The 17,648-nt window shown below is 37.8% G+C and carries 20 protein-coding genes; 9 read left to right on the top strand and 11 right to left on the bottom strand.

The annotated features are described in order from the left end of the window. Positions 1 to 47: 47 nt before the first annotated feature. Complete coding sequence (locus AC625_RS04510; RefSeq protein ID WP_049680198.1) at positions 48 to 1,055, bottom strand: ABC transporter ATP-binding protein; 1,008 nt, start codon at positions 1,053 to 1,055, stop codon at positions 48 to 50. Positions 1,056 to 1,169: 114 nt separating this feature from the next. On the opposite strand from AC625_RS04510, the gene AC625_RS04505 reads away from it, so the two are divergent. The 5 genes from AC625_RS04505 to AC625_RS04485 all read left to right on the top strand — a co-directional run bounded on the left by AC625_RS04505 (position 1,170) and on the right by AC625_RS04485 (position 6,146). Further along, complete coding sequence (locus AC625_RS04505) at positions 1,170 to 1,475, top strand: hypothetical protein (protein WP_049680197.1); 306 nt, start codon at positions 1,170 to 1,172, stop codon at positions 1,473 to 1,475. Between the two features lie 145 nt (positions 1,476 to 1,620). Further along, positions 1,621 to 2,919, top strand: a complete 1,299-nt coding sequence (locus AC625_RS04500) for a glutamate-1-semialdehyde 2,1-aminomutase (RefSeq protein WP_049680196.1) — start codon at positions 1,621 to 1,623, stop codon at positions 2,917 to 2,919. 383 nt (positions 2,920 to 3,302) lie between these two features. Beyond that, the gene (locus AC625_RS04495) at positions 3,303 to 3,758 is read left to right on the top strand and encodes a hypothetical protein (RefSeq protein ID WP_049680195.1); all 456 of its coding nucleotides are present in this window, start codon (positions 3,303 to 3,305) and stop codon (positions 3,756 to 3,758) included. A gap of 154 nt (positions 3,759 to 3,912) precedes the next feature. After that, on the top strand, positions 3,913 to 4,323 hold the full coding sequence (locus AC625_RS04490) for a GrpB family protein (RefSeq protein ID WP_049680194.1): 411 nt from the start codon (positions 3,913 to 3,915) through the stop codon (positions 4,321 to 4,323). Positions 4,324 to 5,069: 746 nt separating this feature from the next. Then, the gene (locus AC625_RS04485; RefSeq protein WP_049680193.1) at positions 5,070 to 6,146 is read left to right on the top strand and encodes an FUSC family protein; all 1,077 of its coding nucleotides are present in this window, start codon (positions 5,070 to 5,072) and stop codon (positions 6,144 to 6,146) included. A 120-nt stretch (positions 6,147 to 6,266) separates the two neighbouring features. Here AC625_RS04485 and AC625_RS04480 read toward each other — a convergent pair whose 3' ends face one another. The 5 genes from AC625_RS04480 to fabL form a co-directional block, all read right to left on the bottom strand. Beyond that, entirely contained in the window at positions 6,267 to 8,030 is a 1,764-nt protein-coding gene (locus AC625_RS04480; protein ID WP_049680192.1) for an ABC transporter ATP-binding protein, read from the bottom strand. Positions 8,031 to 8,253: 223 nt separating this feature from the next. Next, complete coding sequence (gene ntdP, locus AC625_RS04475; RefSeq protein ID WP_049680191.1) at positions 8,254 to 8,781, bottom strand: nucleoside tri-diphosphate phosphatase; 528 nt, start codon at positions 8,779 to 8,781, stop codon at positions 8,254 to 8,256. Positions 8,782 to 9,031: 250 nt separating this feature from the next. Continuing rightward, a complete protein-coding gene (locus AC625_RS04470; RefSeq protein WP_049680190.1) occupies positions 9,032 to 9,286 on the bottom strand; it encodes a YgaB family protein in 255 nt (84 codons plus the stop codon). Between the two features lie 231 nt (positions 9,287 to 9,517). Beyond that, on the bottom strand, positions 9,518 to 9,994 hold the full coding sequence (locus tag AC625_RS04465) for a gamma-type small acid-soluble spore protein (RefSeq protein ID WP_049680189.1): 477 nt from the start codon (positions 9,992 to 9,994) through the stop codon (positions 9,518 to 9,520). A gap of 92 nt (positions 9,995 to 10,086) precedes the next feature. After that, positions 10,087 to 10,836, bottom strand: a complete 750-nt coding sequence (gene fabL / locus AC625_RS04460) for an enoyl-[acyl-carrier-protein] reductase FabL (RefSeq protein ID WP_049680188.1) — start codon at positions 10,834 to 10,836, stop codon at positions 10,087 to 10,089. 86 nt (positions 10,837 to 10,922) lie between these two features. On the opposite strand from fabL, the gene AC625_RS04455 reads away from it, so the two are divergent. Next, positions 10,923 to 11,114 (top strand): hypothetical protein, encoded by a 192-nt coding sequence (locus AC625_RS04455; protein WP_049680187.1) that lies wholly within the window; start codon positions 10,923 to 10,925, stop codon positions 11,112 to 11,114. Positions 11,115 to 11,282: 168 nt separating this feature from the next. Here AC625_RS04455 and mutY read toward each other — a convergent pair whose 3' ends face one another. After that, complete coding sequence (mutY, locus tag AC625_RS04450) at positions 11,283 to 12,392, bottom strand: A/G-specific adenine glycosylase (protein ID WP_049680186.1); 1,110 nt, start codon at positions 12,390 to 12,392, stop codon at positions 11,283 to 11,285. Between the two features lie 349 nt (positions 12,393 to 12,741). On the opposite strand from mutY, the gene AC625_RS04445 reads away from it, so the two are divergent. Next, positions 12,742 to 13,722, top strand: a complete 981-nt coding sequence (locus tag AC625_RS04445) for a metal-dependent hydrolase (RefSeq protein WP_049680185.1) — start codon at positions 12,742 to 12,744, stop codon at positions 13,720 to 13,722. Between the two features lie 136 nt (positions 13,723 to 13,858). Here AC625_RS04445 and AC625_RS04440 read toward each other — a convergent pair whose 3' ends face one another. Beyond that, on the bottom strand, positions 13,859 to 14,122 hold the full coding sequence (locus AC625_RS04440) for a YfhJ family protein (RefSeq protein ID WP_049680184.1): 264 nt from the start codon (positions 14,120 to 14,122) through the stop codon (positions 13,859 to 13,861). Positions 14,123 to 14,248: 126 nt separating this feature from the next. Between AC625_RS04440 and AC625_RS04435 the strand changes: the two genes are divergently transcribed. Continuing rightward, entirely contained in the window at positions 14,249 to 14,410 is a 162-nt protein-coding gene (locus tag AC625_RS04435) for a small, acid-soluble spore protein K (protein WP_049680183.1), read from the top strand. Between the two features lie 90 nt (positions 14,411 to 14,500). Here AC625_RS04435 and AC625_RS04430 read toward each other — a convergent pair whose 3' ends face one another. Further along, on the bottom strand, positions 14,501 to 14,821 hold the full coding sequence (locus AC625_RS04430) for a YfhH family protein (RefSeq protein ID WP_049680182.1): 321 nt from the start codon (positions 14,819 to 14,821) through the stop codon (positions 14,501 to 14,503). 245 nt (positions 14,822 to 15,066) lie between these two features. Next, positions 15,067 to 15,891 (bottom strand): recombination regulator RecX, encoded by an 825-nt coding sequence (gene recX / locus AC625_RS04425; RefSeq protein ID WP_342671009.1) that lies wholly within the window; start codon positions 15,889 to 15,891, stop codon positions 15,067 to 15,069. A gap of 145 nt (positions 15,892 to 16,036) precedes the next feature. On the opposite strand from recX, the gene AC625_RS04420 reads away from it, so the two are divergent. Further along, positions 16,037 to 16,942: a TIGR01777 family oxidoreductase gene (locus AC625_RS04420; protein ID WP_049680180.1), complete on the top strand. Its 906-nt coding sequence runs from the start codon at positions 16,037 to 16,039 to the stop codon at positions 16,940 to 16,942. Between the two features lie 65 nt (positions 16,943 to 17,007). Here AC625_RS04420 and AC625_RS04415 read toward each other — a convergent pair whose 3' ends face one another. After that, positions 17,008 to 17,442 (bottom strand): DMT family transporter, encoded by a 435-nt coding sequence (locus AC625_RS04415; RefSeq protein WP_049680179.1) that lies wholly within the window; start codon positions 17,440 to 17,442, stop codon positions 17,008 to 17,010. Positions 17,443 to 17,648: the final 206 nt, after the last annotated feature.

Below are 17,648 nucleotides of genomic sequence, written 5' to 3'. Positions count from 1 at the left end.
ATTTAAGCTCCTTTCTATCGTTTATTTGAACGATAAATTTCACACCATTAGTTCATGCCTTTTTCATAAATATTACGAACAATTTCTTCAATCGATGTTTCATGAATTTTCACGTCTTTAATTTTAAATTGAGAAACGACAGCAGAAATCAACTGAGAGATATTTTCATCCTCTTCTTTTATACAAGCTATATAGGTTTGATTTTTCTCATCATAATTCCAATCAGCAGAAAACGTGAGTGGTAGAGAATTTAACTCAGATAAATGTACATGATTCATAAACTGAAAGTGGATTTCTTTTTCTTCAGCCCAATTGTTTTTCAAAGATTCCAACTCACCATCATACACAATTTTCCCTTCATCAAGCATAACCACTCGGTTACACAGAGCTTCAATATCACCAAGGTCATGTGTCGTTAATAAAATGGTCGTATTGTATTTCTCATTAATTTCTTTAAGAAATTCACGAATCTTCAACTTAACGAGGACATCTAACCCAATCGTTGGTTCATCTAAAAACAATAACGGTGGATTATGTATCAATGCTGCAGCTAATTCGCAGCGCATGCGCTGACCAAGCGAAAGCTTCCGAACAGGTTTATCAAGTAATGGTCCAATGTCGAGCGTTTTAATGACATGACCCATATGCTCGTCATATTGCTGATCCGATACTTTATACACTTTTTTCAGTAATCTGAATGATTCTTGAACGGCAATATCCCACCATAATTGCGAGCGTTGACCAAATACAACACCGATGGTCCGAGTGAATTTTTCCCGTTCACGATGTGGATCCATTCCATTTACGCGTACTTTTCCTGAAGTTGGTTCTAGGATTCCTGTCAACATTTTAATCGTTGTTGATTTACCCGCTCCATTTTCGCCAATATAAGCTACCATCTCGCCTTGTTTTACAGTAAAATTAATATCGTTTACTGCTGGGACAATTTTATAGTTTCGTGTCAACAAATCACGAAATGCACCTTTTAATCCTGTACGACTGGAATATGATTTGAATTCCTTTCGCAGTTGAGTTACTTCAATTGCATTGTTCATATACTATTCCTCCAATTGCCTTAGTTCCCAATGAATTAGTCTATCTAAAGCTAAGATGTAAAACAATAAAAATGCCTAGAAGGTTTGATACCCATTGAAAGCGAGTTGAGTTGAATGAATGAAATTGGTTCTGTACAACAATTCATATTATCACAAGTTGAAAAGCTGGCTCAAAACAGCGGATACGATTTTCTTTTTGAAGCAGATTATGGAGAGCTGCTAGCACAAATTATTGAAAGAGATGATTCAGGTTCCATTACCGGAACACCTATCAGCTTTAAGTTATTTGTTAATGAGGAAAAAGGTGCTGGTAAAATTATACCTTACAATCCCAAAGGCGAACTACGCCACCAGGAATTCAACATCCAAAACCCCCAAACCATTATCGCACTTCTCACCTTTATCAAGACGTATCTTTAGGGGGCAGACCCTATTTCCCAGGTTTTCTTCCCCTTCACAAATTCGCTTTTAGCAAGGGGGGATGGATGTAAAGGCAGGGGCCAGACCCCATTTCCCGGATTAATGGTATGATAGGAATGAAGTTATTTTAGGAGGTTGGTTTTGAGTGAATTTTACGAATTCGGAGCGTTTACATAAGGAAGCGTTAGAGCATATTGTTGGAGGGGTTAATAGTCCTTCTCGTTCATATAAAGCGGTTGGCGGTGGTTCGCCGGTTGTGATGGAGCGCGGCGAGGGTGCTTATTTCTGGGATGTAGACGGCAATAAGTATATTGATTACTTAGCTGCATATGGCCCAATCATTACAGGTCACGCACACCCCCATATTACAGAAGCGATTAAGAAAGCTGCTGAGACAGGGGTCCTCTATGGAACTCCTACTCCTCATGAAGTGAAGTTCGCGAAATTGCTTAAAGAAGCTATGCCTTTTATGGATAAGGTTCGTTTTGTCAATTCAGGTACAGAGGCAGTCATGACTACAATACGCGTAGCACGTGCTTATACAGGCCGCGATAAAATCATTAAATTTGCTGGCTGCTACCACGGCCATTCTGATCTTGTTCTTGTTGCTGCTGGTTCTGGCCCAGCAACACTTGGCACGCCTGATTCGGCTGGAGTAACAAAAGCAATCGCGAAAGAAGTAATTACCGTTCCATTCAATGATATCGAGCCATTTAAAGAAGCACTAAAAACATGGGGCAGTGAAGTCGCTGCTGTCCTTGTCGAACCAATTGTCGGCAACTTCGGCATCGTTGAACCGAATCCAGGGTTCTTAGAAGAGGTCCTTGAATTAACACACGAGGCTGGCGGACTTGTTATATTTGATGAAGTCATCACTGCATTCCGTTTCTGTTATGGCGGTGCCCAAGACATGCTCGGAGTTCAGCCAGACTTAACTGCGCTTGGAAAAATCATCGGTGGTGGGTTACCAATTGGAGCATACGGTGGGAAAAAGGAAATCATGGAAACCGTTGCACCGCTGGGACCAGCCTATCAAGCTGGAACAATGGCTGGTAACCCGGCTTCAATGTTATCGGGTATTGCCTGCCTAGAAGTTCTTAAACAAGAAGGCATTTATGACGAATTAGATCGACTAGGTGCCATTCTTGAAGAAGGCATCCTAAAAGCTGCCCAAAAACATGGTACAGAAATTACGATTAACCGTTTAAAAGGTGCTTTAACGATTTTCTTCACAAACGAAAAAGTTGAAAACTACGAACAAGCAGAAAATACAAATGGAGAAGTATTTGCGAAGTTCTTCAAACTTATGCTTCACCAAGGAATTAACCTTGCACCTTCAAAATATGAAGCTTGGTTTTTAACGACCGCTCATACAGAGGAAGATATTCACAATACGTTAATTGCTATTGAGCACGTATTCAAAATGCTAAAGGAACAAAAATAATCACATATTGATACTCTTTCGTCCAAATCTAGAAGTCCATGACTTCTAGATTTTTCTTAATTCCTGACTTTTCTGATTTACCTTATCAAGAAAGAACAAAATGAATCATCAAGCAATTTTCCAAATTCCTTAATACTCACTTAGCTTAACTGCACCGAACCATCTATGCTGTTTACGAACAATAAAGTTCTTTAAAAAATAATAAAGTTCTTTAAAAATGAAGACCCGAAACTAACAATTGAGATTGTGAATAAATGTACTTACACTAACGGGGGCTTTAGTTCCGTAAGAAATGATCAGACTTTATTATAAAACCTTGATTCTTGATCTCAATTAAGTGACGTTTGTCAGTTAAGCTGAATAAAATGCCTACATAGGGAGTGATGATATTGAATGAGACCTGTGAATTGGATACAAATAAAAAAGGAATTCACTCCTTTCAACGTAGTATCGAAATTACTTCAGCAATCCTATTATTAACAGGGCAAATTACAATCATTGGAGTGTTTGTCAGACCAGGCAGATTTAGTCTCTCGTTAGGTGGTCCTCTTTTTGGAGGGTATCGTTTAGAAGGGAGGGACCACTCGCAAGAAGGAAACCTTTTTATCGATATACTGGACATCATTATAGCTATACTATTAATCAATGATGTAATACATGTGACTGGCACATTTGTTTCGTCTGGTGATTTTTCAATTAATGTTTCAGGTCCTATTTTCGGTTATCCTGAAGTTCTTCCGGCACTGCCACTTGAAGATTATAACTTTTTTAATAAAATAGTAACGCAGCATTATATCGTTCCACCAGAATTATTAACTAATATAAAAGGGAATGAGTAAAATGTCATTAACAGATATTCCTACAGTAAAAACTTCTAGAAACAATACATTTTTAATAGCGCTCCCCATTATCATTTTCATATTTTTCTTCACTCAGCAAAAGTCCACAGATGTCTAAAAGAAGGAAAGATCTTAAACCTAAAACCTAGAAAAGATGGGAGTTGTTAAATTTAGGTTAGGGGCTAAACCCATTTTAGTTATTATTATTGGAGTAAATGATTTAGAGATAGTTAGCAAATTTATTGAGCCTTTAAACCAAATAGGATATGAATTTGTTTACCATGAAGAATTTCCCAAAAGACGTTTCTTCCGAAAAGGAAAATGGAGAGCTGGTACACATCATTTGCATTTTTATCAGTTTGAAGGAGAACACTGGAACAATCAAATTTTATTCAGAAATTATTTAAGAAGTAATCCTGATGTTTTAAAAGAATATCACCAATTAAAAGTTGATTTGTTAGCAACGTTTCGTTTTGACAGAGTTTCTTATACTAAAAATAAATCTCTTTTTATTCAAAATGTATTACAAAAAGCAAAAAAAGAAGAAGAACAGACAAAAAATTAAACAACTTTATTATCTTTAAAGATCGTAAAATAAAGGAAAATCTAAATTTTTAAACATCTTTAATAACCATCTATCTGATAAGTCGATAGATGGTTATTAATTTTTTTTAGGGATAAAATTAAACAACTTTATTATTTCTACATATATGCCAAATGTCACTCAAAACCCACAGAACAAAAGCAATGTTCTCTTTTTTAAATTTGAATCATACATTTTTGATTCGTCGCATATATTTTAATTTCGACGCAAAATAAACGTTTTTCATTTATTTTCTATGAACTAACCCTTCTTTATTACATACGAAGTAGTTCATCCAAAGGTATCTGTCCATATACTTGCCTACCTTGCTTATATCAGCCTCAAAAACTGGATTCCTAATCACTATATATAAGAAAAGTTGGGAATTATCTTATTTTAAATTTTAACTGTGTTATATGCCACTGTTGATTTTAACAATAATATTGCTTAACATAGCCTAAATTTTTAAAAACAACACCTCTACTTTTGAAGTGCTTTAATTGGCTCATTTTTAAGCTTATTACCCTTCTTTCTATCTATCTTTCCTAATTTATCAGTTCATTTGCGATTTTCACTTGAAAGTATGCTAATAACCCTGTATATTACATTATTGTTTACTTGTAATCTTTTACGTGTAAAGTAGTACATAGACGAATCCTTACTTTCATAATTAAATAATTACCGTATACATGTATAGAAAAGAACTGAAGAAGAAAGGAATTTAACTCATGAAGTTTGGTGCCCGCATAATTAAGACGGGAATCGCAATTGTTTTGGCATTATATTTAGCTCAACTTCTTAACCTGCCAGCTCCAGTGTTTGCTGGGATTTCTGCTATTTTTGCAATTCAACCGACGATTTATCGATCATTTAAGACAGTAATGGAACAAATACAAGGAAATATCATTGGGGCAATCGTTGCGGTTTTATTCGTATTGCTTTTTGGAAATAATATTTTTCTCGTCGGATTGGCCGTAGTGGTTGTCATTACGATAAATTTAAAGTTAAAAATGGATAATACGATTGTTCTAACAGTTGTTACCGTCATCGCGGTTATGGAGAATCAGCAAGGTAATTTTCTGGAATTCGCATCTTTCCGATTTCTGTCCATTTTATTAGGAATTCTCTCTTCATTCCTTGTGAATTTGGTATTCATCCCTCCAAAGTATGAAGCTAAGGTATATTCACAAATTAGTAACACCACCGAAGATATCTTAAAATGGATTCGAATTAGTACACGCCATGCCTCAGGGCATACGCTACTAAAAAAAGATATCGGCCGTTTCAAGGATGAGTTATTAAAAATAGAACAACTTTTTTCCATGTTTAAGGAAGAACGCAAATACAAGAAAGAAAACATCTCTACATCCAGAAAGCTTGTCGTATATCGGCAACTCATCATCACAACAAAAAAAGCCTACGAAACATTAAGGCGGATTCATAAATTTGAAAATGAAATTAATATGATGCCTGATGATTTCCAATTAAAAATTATTCAGCATATCGATTGCCTCATTTACAAGCACGAAGAAATGCTGTTGAAACATATTAGGAAGATTCGAACAGGGAGTTACGCTGAAGACTGGATGGAAAATTGCTTAACTAGAGAAGAACTGCTGGATTTATTTTTCAAACAGCATAATGAAATGAATCATGAGCTGGCTGAGCTTTCTACTAGATTAGTTCCTCTCATTGCATACATTAATGAGTATGACGAGCAACTCGAGCATCTTGAAAAGTTAATTAACAGTTTCCAATCGTATCATAAAGATGAAAACCATGTATCAGTTAATCTAGATGATTGAGTCAGGAGTCAGTTTAGATTCATGGATAACGAAAAAGAGGATGACATATGTCGTCCTCTTTTTCGTTATCCAGTTTCTTTTTAGCTAATACTCGACATCAAGATCACGATAATCTCCGCATTAGTCCGTTGACTGATATGTTAAGTTGAGTTGTTGAACTTGGAATAATTGGTAATAACGTCCTTGCAATTTCATTAATTCATCATGTGTACCTATTTCGGCTATTTCCCCTTGATCAATTAAGACAATTCGATTTGCATGAGTGATTGTCGATAGTCGGTGGGCTACGATAAACGTAGTTCGTTCTTTCGCCAATGTTTCGAGGGCTTCTTGAATAAGATGCTCACTTTCTAAATCAAGTGCAGATGTTGCTTCATCCAAAATAAGTAACGGCGGATTTTTTAGAAAAACCCGGGCAATAGCTACCCGCTGTTTCTGCCCACCTGATAGCTTGACTCCACGTTCACCAACCTTTGTTTCGTACCCTTCCGTAAGATTCATAATAAATTCATGTGCATTCGCAGCTTTAGCTGCCTCTACCACTTCTTCGTCTGAGGCATCCGGCTTACCCATTAGGATATTCGCTTTCACAGATTCACTAAATAAAATATTATCTTGTAGCACCATCCCAATTTTGTCCCGCAGACTATGAACCTTAAAGTCACGGATGTCTTTTCCATCAATTAAAATTCTTCCTTTACTAACATCATAAAAGCGCGGAATTAAACTAATTAGTGATGACTTCCCACCGCCACTCTTTCCAACGAGAGCGATCGTTTCTCCTTCATTTACATCCAGATGAATATTTTTCAGTACCTCTGGTTCATTGTCCGCATAGGCGAATGAAACATTGTCAAAAGTAATTTCACCTGCAACTTGCTTTAATTCTACGGCTCCTTTCTTATCATCAATGTCATATTTTTCATCTACTAATTCAAACACTCGATCCATCGATGCCAAAGTTTGAGTCATAGTCGTTGAGGAGTTGACGAGACGACGCAGCGGGTTATAAAGTCGATCAATAAAGCCAATGAAAGCCACCATCGTTCCCAATGTCATATTCCCATGAATCACCTCATAACCTGCGTAGCCGATTACCATAAGCGGCGCAATATCGGTAATCGTGTTCACAACAGCAAACGATTTCGCATTCCACCCCGTATGCTGAAGGGCTTTATCAAGGAAGTTCTTATTTTGTTTACTAAACCGCTCTTGTTCATAATCCTCGATGGCAAAGCTCTTTATAACTGGCATTCCTTGAACTCTTTCATGTAAATGACTCTGTAGGTCGGCAAGAGCTTGGGAACGAATTCTTGTATATCCACGCAACCTACCAAAGAAATACTTGATTGAGAATACATAGAATGGCAGCATAATTAAGCTGACGACTGTTAACTTAGCATCCATCGTATACATGATGGCCACAGAAAAGAATATCGTTGCAATGTCTAGCCATAAGTTCATCAAGCCTGTTATGACAAAATTCTTCGTTTGTTCTACATCATTAATCACCCGAGAAATCACTTCTCCAGCTCTTGTGTTGCTATAATACTTAAAGCTGAGCTTTTGAATATGGGTGAATAAGCTATTTCGAATGTCATAGAGAATCTTTGTACCTGCCCATTGAGCAAAATATTGCCGATAATATTCAATCGGCGGACGTAGCACAACAAAGATAAACAGCATGATCCCAATGACCCAGAACAGTTGATTTGTTTTTTCATCCACAGACTGTGTGCTTGCAATAATGTCATCTACGACATATTTGGATAAAAGCGGAATTAATAACGGAATCGCGAATTTAAGCAAACCGATTAATATTGTACCTGCGATCGGCCATTTATAAGGTTTTACAAAGTGCAAATATCTTTTTATGCTATCCACAAAAATCCTCCATTTTTTCTATAGGTGATACTAAATTACATAACGCAATTTCAACAATCTATTGTCTTTCCACTTACATCGTTGTTGATTCGAAAGAAATAGGATGTCCCAAAAAGGTCCTGACCTCACATTCTATATACCGTTTATTGCGTCATGTTCACGTCTTAAACAATATAGAGTAGATGTGAGGTCTGACCCCTTTCGTTATGGGACATCCTTTGGTTCAACGGTAAGTCAAATATCTTTCATACCACGAATCGATAAATTCTGCAGAGAAAGGTCCTTTTCGTTGCCGAATCATATAAATCAAATAATCAACGTTCGTTCTCAATATTTGATCGATTTCTTCCGGGTAATTCATTTCTTTTCGATGCCTTTCATACTCATCCTCATCCAGCAGATTAAAGGTCATATCCGGAAACACCTTAATATCCAGGTCATAATCAATGTACTTAAGCGCTTCCGAATCATAAATAAACGGAGAGCTAATATTGCAATAATAATAAACACCGTCTTCTCTCAGCATACCTATCACATTGAACCAGTACTTCGAGTGGAAGTAGCAGATAGCCGGCTCTCTCGTTATCCATGTTCTTCCATCGGACTCCGTTACCATTGCGCGATCATTAGCAGCGATGACAATATTCTGTGTTCCCTTCAAAACGGTGGTTTCTTCCCAGATTCGGTGGATGTGACCGTTATGCTTGTAACTCTGAATTTGGATCCTTCCTCCTTCAGTGGGAATCTCCATATTAATTTCCCCTACTTTCTTTTACCAACTTCTGTTTTAAGTTCATGCAAGTCAATTTGTATATACTCCTGTCAAGTTTCCTATATCTCTTTATTATAGCGATTTATCGCTGATTTTAAAACAAAAGAGATTAATCATTCAGTAAAAATGTGTAAAAAAACGGAGAAAGCAGTGAAAAACATTGATTTTCCATGTTTCTACTGACTTTATACGCTTTACACATCTTGACGAATAATTAATCTCTACACAATTATTTCGCTGTTGTCAGTTCATTTTGATAATACTCAATGACTTCTTCGGTTTGTTTTTCAAACTGATTTTGAATATCATTTAGTTCTTGCTTCATCTGCTTAATCTCGTCTTGCAGAGTACCCAACTGCGATTTTCGCTCTAAGTCATGTAATTCTTTCTCAATCGCTTGGCATCGTTCCAGTTCTGTTTGTAGAAATAATAATTTATCCATCGTTTTTAATTGCTCACTAATCAGTCTGTCAAATTCTCGCATTTAGGTCCCACCTCACCGAAAGAATATTTATCTATATGTATTCTTGCTTCATAGTAAATTTCCTTTAAAAGATTATGTAGAGATTATAGAAGTTTTGTCGTTATATTCTTTGTATGGTACCGGATGTTGTCGAAATACAATTTGAACATAAACTCCCACTTTTTTTTGCATAAAAAAAGGAAAAAACACCCTCATATAAGGGTGCCTTTTCACTGGTGGAAATGATTAGTCTTAAAATTGGTTGTTACTGTTTTTTTGAGCTTCTGCTTGTTGATTTTGCTTTTTAACTTCTTGAACATTCGTTTCACTTGCAAATTCAGTACCATATTGTCCTGATGCTTGAGCGCCGTAGCTTTTACCAGCTGCCGCTTGTTGATTTTGTTGCTTTACTTCTTGGGCATTCGTTTCGCTCGCAAATTCAGTGCCGTATTGTCCTGATGCTTGAGCGCCGTAGCTTTTACCAGCTGCCGCTTGTTGATTTTGTTGCTTTACTTCTTGGACATTCGTTTCGCTCGCAAATTCAGTGCCGTATTGTCCTGATGCTTGAGCGCCGTAGCTTTTACCAGCTGCCGCTTGTTGATTTTGTTGCTTTACTTCTTGGACATTCGTTTCGCTCGCAAATTCAGTGCCGTATTGCCCAGAAGATGCAGCATTATTTTGTTTTTGCACTTGTTGAATATCTGTGCCTGCTTTTGATTTCTTTGCCATTCGTAATCACCTCCACGAATAATAAGATAACCAGGAAGGCTGTTAGATATCCATGATTCTAAAACTAAATTTATCCAATTATTCTTTTCCGTTTACACTAAAAGAGAAATACCTCCATCGACAATAATTGTCTGACCACGGATCATGCTTGCATCTTCAGATATCAAGAACATGATTGTATTGACCATATCTTCCATTGAAACGATTCGTCCAGCTGGTGTTTCTGCAGCTGCTTCCGCCAATAATTCTTCACGGTTCGGAAAATGCTTGAGTGCATCCGTATCAATAACACCGCCTGAAACCGCATTAACGCAAATATTCTTCGGTGCCAGTTCAACTGCAAGGTAGCGGGTTAGTGCTTCCAATGCCGCCTTGGAGACCCCAACAGCTGTGTAGTTTTTCAGATATCGAATCGAACCAAGTGAACTGATACTGACCATCTTGCCGCCGCCATTTTTCTCCATAAGCTTCGCAGCTTGCTGTGCACAGAACAGGAATGCTTTGCTGTTAATATCCATCGTCCAATTCCAGTGAGACTCTTCAAGTTCCATGACAGGTCTCTGAACGCCCGATGCCGCGTTGTTGATAAACACATCCAATCTGCCAAACGCTTCTTCGATTTCTGAAAACATTGTTTTAATTTTTTCTACATCTCCCACATTCGCCTTTACAACTAATGCTTTTCTGCCCATCGCTTCAATCTCAGCTGCTACTTCCAATGCCTTCGATTTACTGCGTGCGTAATTAATTACTACATCATAACCTGCCGCAGCAAGCGTCAATGCGGTGCTTCGGCCAAGTCCTTTACTGCTTCCTGTTACAAGTGCTACTTTTTGTGTCATAGGTTGATCCATCCTTCCAGAGTTAAGAATAAAATTTTCTTTTTAAATGAAAAATAGAATGATTATGCAAAAAGGAGTGTTCCAATATGTATGTTGGTCGTGATATGACAGAATTGTCGATGCTGCCAAAGTCAGAGTGGGGCAAAGAAGAGCTTGCCTTTTTTCATCACTCTCTTCAACAAATGGTACCCTATTTAAACCAAGAAGGACAAGTGATTCATCGAGAAATTGTTGAAGAAATCGTAAATCGGGGCGGGCTGGATAGTCAGAACATGTGAAGTCTAGGGGACCCTGCGTAATTCTTTGCTTTTTCTAACCCTACAAACTAGGGAAAAGGGTCTGACCTCGCACTAACTCACAGATTCTAGCGGTACATTCACTTAATTTGAAATGCAAATAGTAATTGCGGGGTCTGACTCTTTCTAATTGGAACGCCTTCCTCTATTTCACATATTTTTTTCTTTAAAAGCCGCCATCATTTTCTGGTATGGGACAGGGAATGCATACTGTTCAAGGTCAATCTCACTTACCCATTGGAATTGATGCTTTTTCATGATATTTTGATCCATTTCTGTTGGAATGACACCAGAAAATGTATCAACATTCCAAACTAGATGTGAAAAGACATGCTCTATTTTTACCAAAAGCTCGCCAAGCTCTGATGTCACACCTAATAACTCTTTTAATTCCTGATTGAAAAAATCGCGCTTTGCCAAAAGGCCAGTGTGAATTTCAAAGTTAGGGAACTCCCAGAGATTAGCTAATAAGCCTTCACTTGGTCGTTTATGAATTAAAAATTCACCTTTATGATTAGTAAGTATCGCCGCCACAAGTGGTACCGTACGGGTTTTTTTCTTTTGGATTTTGATTGGCAGCTCTGATTGGACACCTTCCTTGAATGCTTCGCAATGCTCTTGCACCGGACATAATAAACATGCTGGTTTTCCGGGTGTACAGATTAAAGCACCAAGTTCCATAAGGGCTTGATTGAAAAACGAAGTATTCTCATGGTCAATTAAAGCTCGAACTGCTACTTCAAAAGTCTTTCTCGTTTTCGGCTTAGCAATATCTTCTCGAATCAGTAAAATGCGTGAAAGTACACGCATCACGTTCCCATCTACAGCTGGTTCTGGTTTACCATATGCAATGCTTAAAATCGCACCTGCCGTATATGGTCCAACTCCTTTTAATTTTGCGATTTCTTCTGGCGTATCTGGAACCACACCGCCATACGTTGCCTTCACTTCTTTTACAGCGCTATGCAGATTTCTGACACGTGAATAATAGCCTAGACCTTCCCATGCCTTTAAAACACGTTCTTCATCTGCTTCTGCGAATTCATCAAGAGTCGGAAACCACTCCATAAATCGATTAAAGTAAGGAATCACGGTGTCGACGCGAGTTTGCTGAAGCATGATTTCTGAAACCCAAACCCGGTATGGATCTTTATTTTCTCGCCATGGCAAATCTCGATGCTCACTTGCAAACCAAGAAATTAAATCATGTTGAAATTGTTTACTATCAATTGTCTTTAATGCATTTATTTCTTCTTTCACATTTCTGCCTCCAAAGATGTTAACCTCATTAAAAAAAGGGAATATAAATAAGGGTAAACGTACATTTTATTTCTTAACGTTTCAAAGTATATCATGTGATTGAATGAAGTATAGTAGGAATAAAGTAAAACTTCCATCAGTGTTTTTTATCCCCCACCTATTCTTTTCTTAATTCTCTAAACAAAAATTGAGGTGGGGTCTTACTGCCCGTTAATGCGGGATAAATACGATTCGTTTTATTCTATGATAAAATAACGGTATATTAACATCGATAATTTCATCTAGACGTTATTAAAAAGCGATTCATTACACGTAAGCTATTACTATCAAATACAAAGGGGTTGGCTTTTTGGATACAGGTACTCACTTTGTCATGGGAATTGCTCTTGGAGGTCTGGCCACTTTAGATCCTATCGTGGCAGACAATGCACTCACTGCCCAAGCAGTTATGTTAGGTACAATTATTGGTTCCCAGGCTCCAGACATCGATACCATACTTAAATTGAGGAACAATGCTATTTATATTCGAAATCACCGGGGAATTACCCATTCTATTCCAGCTGTATTGCTTTGGCCAATTTTAATTACTGGCTTTCTTTATAGTATATTTTCTTCTTCTAACCTTCTACATCTATGGCTTTGGACTTTTTTTGCCGTATTTCTCCACATGTTTGTTGACATTTTTAATGCCTATGGCACGCAAGCCATTCGACCGATTTCTTCAAAGTGGGTAGCATTTGGTATCATCAATACATTTGATCCATTTATTTTCGGAATTCATGTTGCCGGCCTCATTCTTTGGGGATTCGGATTTCCGCCTGGCTATACGTTTCTTACGATTTACTTCGTTCTGATTATCTACTATATCGCTCGCTTCCGAGAACAGCGATTCATAAAAGCAGCTGTCAAAAAGGCAATTCCAGCTGCAACAAAGATTATTTTATCACCAACGATGCGCTATCATCGCTGGAAAGTTGCGGTTATCGCTGAGAAACATTATTATGTCGCTCGTGCAGAAAATGGCAATGTGACGATTCTTGATACATTTGATCGGATTCCACTTCCCGATAGTGAGATTCTCCATGCAGCGAAACATGATAAAAATTTAGCAGCTTTCTTGTCTTTTTCACCGATATATCGCTTTGAAATTGCTGAATTCGACGAATTTTTCGAGGTTCGGTTCATTGACCTCAGATACCGCAGCAACGGATTTTATCCTTTTGTTGCAGTTGTTCATCTGGACCATGATTTTCAAATTAAAAATTCCTATACAGGCTGGATATTTAGCGAAGACAAATTGCGCAAGAAATTGAAGCTAATCCCTCTTTAAGAAAAGATGATAATTCAAAAATCAAAGGGTCAGACCCCGCGACTCCAACACACAGTTTAAATGAAGGGTAAAGAACCTGTAAACTGTGTGTTGGTTGCAAGGTCAGACCCTTCTTAGATTCTCGATTTCGTAAAAATCAAATCTCATTCTTCCCTTGAAGCAAATGACGATATTTCGGATTTTTCGCTACAAAGTCATGCAGGCGCTCTCCATAATTATCAATTAATTGTGTAACAACCTTCAATGTCATTTCCGCTCCTGCATATTCATGTCCCGCTTTTGCATAGGTGGCTTCAAAATCTTCCCACAGTAACTCTACCCAAGTTAATGCTTGATCATAAGTAATTTGATCATTTTTTTGTAACAATCGTTCAGTTAATTGTTCTTTATATTCTTCCATCTTATATACTCTCCTTTACCAATTTTTTAACTATAGTTTTAATCATACTTCCCAGATATTTTCCTCATACTAATCGTACGTGCCTAAGAAGCGCGACGACTTCTACTGTTTGGAGGAGAAATAATAATGAGAAATAAAGCGAGTAATTTCCAAAATCAAAACAAAAATAGGTTCGAAGGTGGGCCTCGTGCAAAAGCTGAATTTTCGTCAAAGCGTGCCGATGGATCGATTAATGACCATCCTCAAGAACGCATGAGAGCCTCAAACGAAAGAACCTCAGATAGCTGAGAAAGTATTTAAACTGCAGTGATATCTCATATGGATATGACCTTGTACTCTACACAACTGTAGTTGTAGTGGCAAGGTCTGTCCTTGCTTTTATTTTAAAGATGTTAACATTGAGATTGGCAGCGCCTCATCCTGCTTCGTGCCGCTTAGCCGATAGCCCCAGGCAAAGACCCCATTCAAGTAATCAATCTTGAAATACGTTCCTGGATCTCCTTCAATGCTGTACATTTCACCAGGCTTGAAGTCTTTTGGATTAAGAAGATATGCTTTTGCCATAATCGCTTTACGTTCAAGGACAGCAAATTCATTTACCATGCCAAGTTGTTCCGCTTTACGCGCTTTCTCATGCAAACCAGCAATTTCTTGTTGAAGTTCATACGCTGACATTTGGCTATATCTTGTTGCACTCATTTTAGCACCTCTTTATAAATACACCGATTCTTGGCTTTACTTTTAGGCTTTGTTAATTGACTTTGTTGATTTTTGACTCATTTTAACCCTGACTTTAGGATACGATTGGAGCCAAGAGTTCCTTTTGCTTTACTGAATGGTGTGACTATATCAACAATATTGTTTAATATAGCCTGTTTTTAATTAAGTGGTACAACTCACACTTAAGCTTACCGAAACGAATTGACATCAGTCAACAGGTTTGATTAATCTTGTTCTTCATCAGATAAATATCGGTCAATCATTTCAATTGCAAATCCTTTACCAAATAATGCCTGCTTCATTCGCTGCTCATATTCATATCCGGTATACCCCTGATATCGTCGTTTTATTTTTTCAGCCTGAAACATGAGTGACCGCCATTCTTCGTCATCATCTTTCTCAACCGTAACCTCTTGAAGTGCAATCGATATCACATCTCTAGTGAAGCCTTTTCGAGATAATATTTGGTCCAGCTTTTGTTTTAAGGCCCGCTCAGAAAGCTTCGTCTCTTTCTTACTTGCTTTCTCAGCCATCATGACAGCATGTTCAATTTGCTGTTCACTTGGATATTCCACCATCGCTTGCTCAATAATCGATAGCTTGACTCCTTTTTCTCTTAACTCTTGCTGAATGATAATCGGTCCTTTATTTCCACCGTTCATATAAGTTCTTACAAAAGCACGAGCAAATTCGAGATCATCCAAGTACTTATATTTATATAGCTTCAAAACCGTTTCTTGTATAATAGGTTCATCTATTTCTTTTTTCTTTAAATACATACGAATTTCTTGCTCTGAACGCATACGGTGCGATAAATAATTCAATGCACTTGTAAAGCTTTTCTGAATTTCATCATACAGTTGAATATCGGCAAGATCATATTCATTGATTTCCATGCCTTTTTTTAGCTGAAATTTCAATAATACTTCTTCATCAACACTAAAGGCGTACTCCTCGCCTTTTCCCTTTCCATAATCCATGAAGACATTATAGCGGTCTGTTCGTTTTTGTTGAGTTGTTATTTTCGTAATAACGGCCAAGAATACCACCTCTTTGTCTAATGTACCATATTTGAAAGAAGGTTTATGCGAAAAAGAATCGAAATAAGTAACGATGGGAAAAAGAGAAACTTCCATCAGTTGGGGTATTACAGCTTGTTAAACGGGGATAAAGCTTGAATCAAGGAGGCAAATGATGAAAATTGCCATAGCAGGCGGAAGCGGCTTTGTCGGTATGGCTCTTATTCAAGAGCTTAGAAAAGAAAACCATGAAATCTATATACTTACAAGAAATCCAGAAAACAAAAAGCCTATTACCGGTGTAAAATATGTAAAATGGCTTGATCAATCTGCAAGCCCTGAGAATGAGTTGGCTGGCATTGATGCATTCATTAATCTTTCTGGGGAATCGTTGAATAGCGGGCGTTGGACAAATAAACGTAAACGCATAATCGTTGAGAGTCGGGTCGAGACAACGCGAGAAATGACTCGGATCCTTTCGATGCTTACAAAAAAACCAGCAGTGGTCATTAATGCCAGTGCAATTGGATATTATGGGACATCAGAAAAAGAGGTTTTTACTGAAAAGAGCGAAACAATTGAAGAAGACTTTCTATCACGTACAGTACAATTATGGGAAAAAGAAGCGTCAAGAGCGAAAGCATATTGCGGCCGGTTAGTATTTGCACGTTTCGGCGTCATACTTGGCAAGAGTGCGGGGGCGCTTCCTATGATGGTCACTCCTTATCAATTATTTGCTGGCGGCACAATTGGAACAGGCCGGCAATGGTTGTCTTGGATTCATGTTAAGGATGTTGCTAGAGCGCTTTTGTTTTGTGTGAATCATGAAGCGATTAATGGACCTGTTAATTTCAGCGCCCCATCCCCACAGCAAATGAAGTACTTCGGGAAAACGATAGGTACCGTTCTGCATCGCCCTCATTGGTTTCCTGTGCCACCGTTTTTGTTAAAAACCATGCTCGGCGAAATGAGTACCCTCGTATTAGAAGGACAAAAGGTGATTCCAGACGTTTTACAACATCATGAATTCACCTTTGCTTATCCCGATCTAAAAGCAGCTCTTCACGATTTATTAAAATAATTTTTAAACGTTAAGGACCATTTTGGGTCCTTTTTCTTTTCTAGTCTTTTTAGACAAATTTCTACCTACTTATGATTAAATAAGTAAATAGATCCCATCATAAGCACAATAGCTACCATTTTCTTTAAGTCAAGCGCGATTCTTTCCCCTCCAAACAGGCCAAAATGGTCGATGATCGCTCCCATTATAATCTGCCCTGCAATGACGGCAAAGAGAGCTGAAGAAACTCCGAGCTTCGGAACTGTCATTACCATGATGATTACATAAAAAGCGCCAAGTAATCCGCCAATTAATTGTCCTTTCGGAGCCTCAGAAATCGCAAGTAAATTCCCCTTTCCGAAAAAAAGCACAATGAAAAATAAAGCTGCTGTGCCGACAGAAAATGAAATCAACGAAGCTTCTAATGTCCCAACTTTTTTTCCAAGACCTCCGTTGGTCACTGCCTGGACTCCAACAGCAAGTCCACCAGCTAGTGCCATCAACAAGTATATCCATTTCACAAACTCCATCTCCCTTATGTACTCTACTTTATGTTCTTACAAAAATCCTACATATGGATTTGCGATAAACTCGAGAAACATCCCAAATTCCATTATCGAATATTTCCAACGATTCCAATTATGCAGGAATCTAAACAAATTGTGAAGGAGAACTTCTGAATAGGCAAATTTCAGCCCATTAAAAATATTATCATTGTTTATTTACT

The organism is Peribacillus loiseleuriae, assembly GCF_001183985.1.
Taxonomy (GTDB): domain Bacteria; phylum Bacillota; class Bacilli; order Bacillales; family DSM-1321; genus Peribacillus; species Peribacillus loiseleuriae.
Note: the sequence above shows the minus strand (reverse complement) of the source record. Positions and strands in the feature narration are given on the sequence as shown.

What these genes read in the sequence shown, in the direction of transcription:
- AC625_RS04510 (WP_049680198.1), bottom strand. Translation starts at nt 1,055, where the DNA reads ATGAACAATGCAATTGAAGTAACTCAACTGCGAAAGGAATTCAAATCA.
- AC625_RS04505 (WP_049680197.1), top strand. Translation starts at nt 1,170, where the DNA reads ATGAATGAAATTGGTTCTGTACAACAATTCATATTATCACAAGTTGAA.
- AC625_RS04495 (WP_049680195.1), top strand. Translation starts at nt 3,303, where the DNA reads ATGATATTGAATGAGACCTGTGAATTGGATACAAATAAAAAAGGAATT.
- AC625_RS04490 (WP_049680194.1), top strand. Translation starts at nt 3,913, where the DNA reads ATGGGAGTTGTTAAATTTAGGTTAGGGGCTAAACCCATTTTAGTTATT.
- AC625_RS04485 (WP_049680193.1), top strand. Translation starts at nt 5,070, where the DNA reads ATGAAGTTTGGTGCCCGCATAATTAAGACGGGAATCGCAATTGTTTTG.
- ntdP (WP_049680191.1), bottom strand. Translation starts at nt 8,781, where the DNA reads ATGGAGATTCCCACTGAAGGAGGAAGGATCCAAATTCAGAGTTACAAG.
- AC625_RS04470 (WP_049680190.1), bottom strand. Translation starts at nt 9,286, where the DNA reads ATGCGAGAATTTGACAGACTGATTAGTGAGCAATTAAAAACGATGGAT.
- AC625_RS04465 (WP_049680189.1), bottom strand. Translation starts at nt 9,994, where the DNA reads ATGGCAAAGAAATCAAAAGCAGGCACAGATATTCAACAAGTGCAAAAA.
- fabL (WP_049680188.1), bottom strand. Translation starts at nt 10,836, where the DNA reads ATGACACAAAAAGTAGCACTTGTAACAGGAAGCAGTAAAGGACTTGGC.
- AC625_RS04455 (WP_049680187.1), top strand. Translation starts at nt 10,923, where the DNA reads ATGTATGTTGGTCGTGATATGACAGAATTGTCGATGCTGCCAAAGTCA.
- AC625_RS04440 (WP_049680184.1), bottom strand. Translation starts at nt 14,122, where the DNA reads ATGGAAGAATATAAAGAACAATTAACTGAACGATTGTTACAAAAAAAT.
- AC625_RS04435 (WP_049680183.1), top strand. Translation starts at nt 14,249, where the DNA reads ATGAGAAATAAAGCGAGTAATTTCCAAAATCAAAACAAAAATAGGTTC.
- AC625_RS04430 (WP_049680182.1), bottom strand. Translation starts at nt 14,821, where the DNA reads ATGAGTGCAACAAGATATAGCCAAATGTCAGCGTATGAACTTCAACAA.
- AC625_RS04420 (WP_049680180.1), top strand. Translation starts at nt 16,037, where the DNA reads ATGAAAATTGCCATAGCAGGCGGAAGCGGCTTTGTCGGTATGGCTCTT.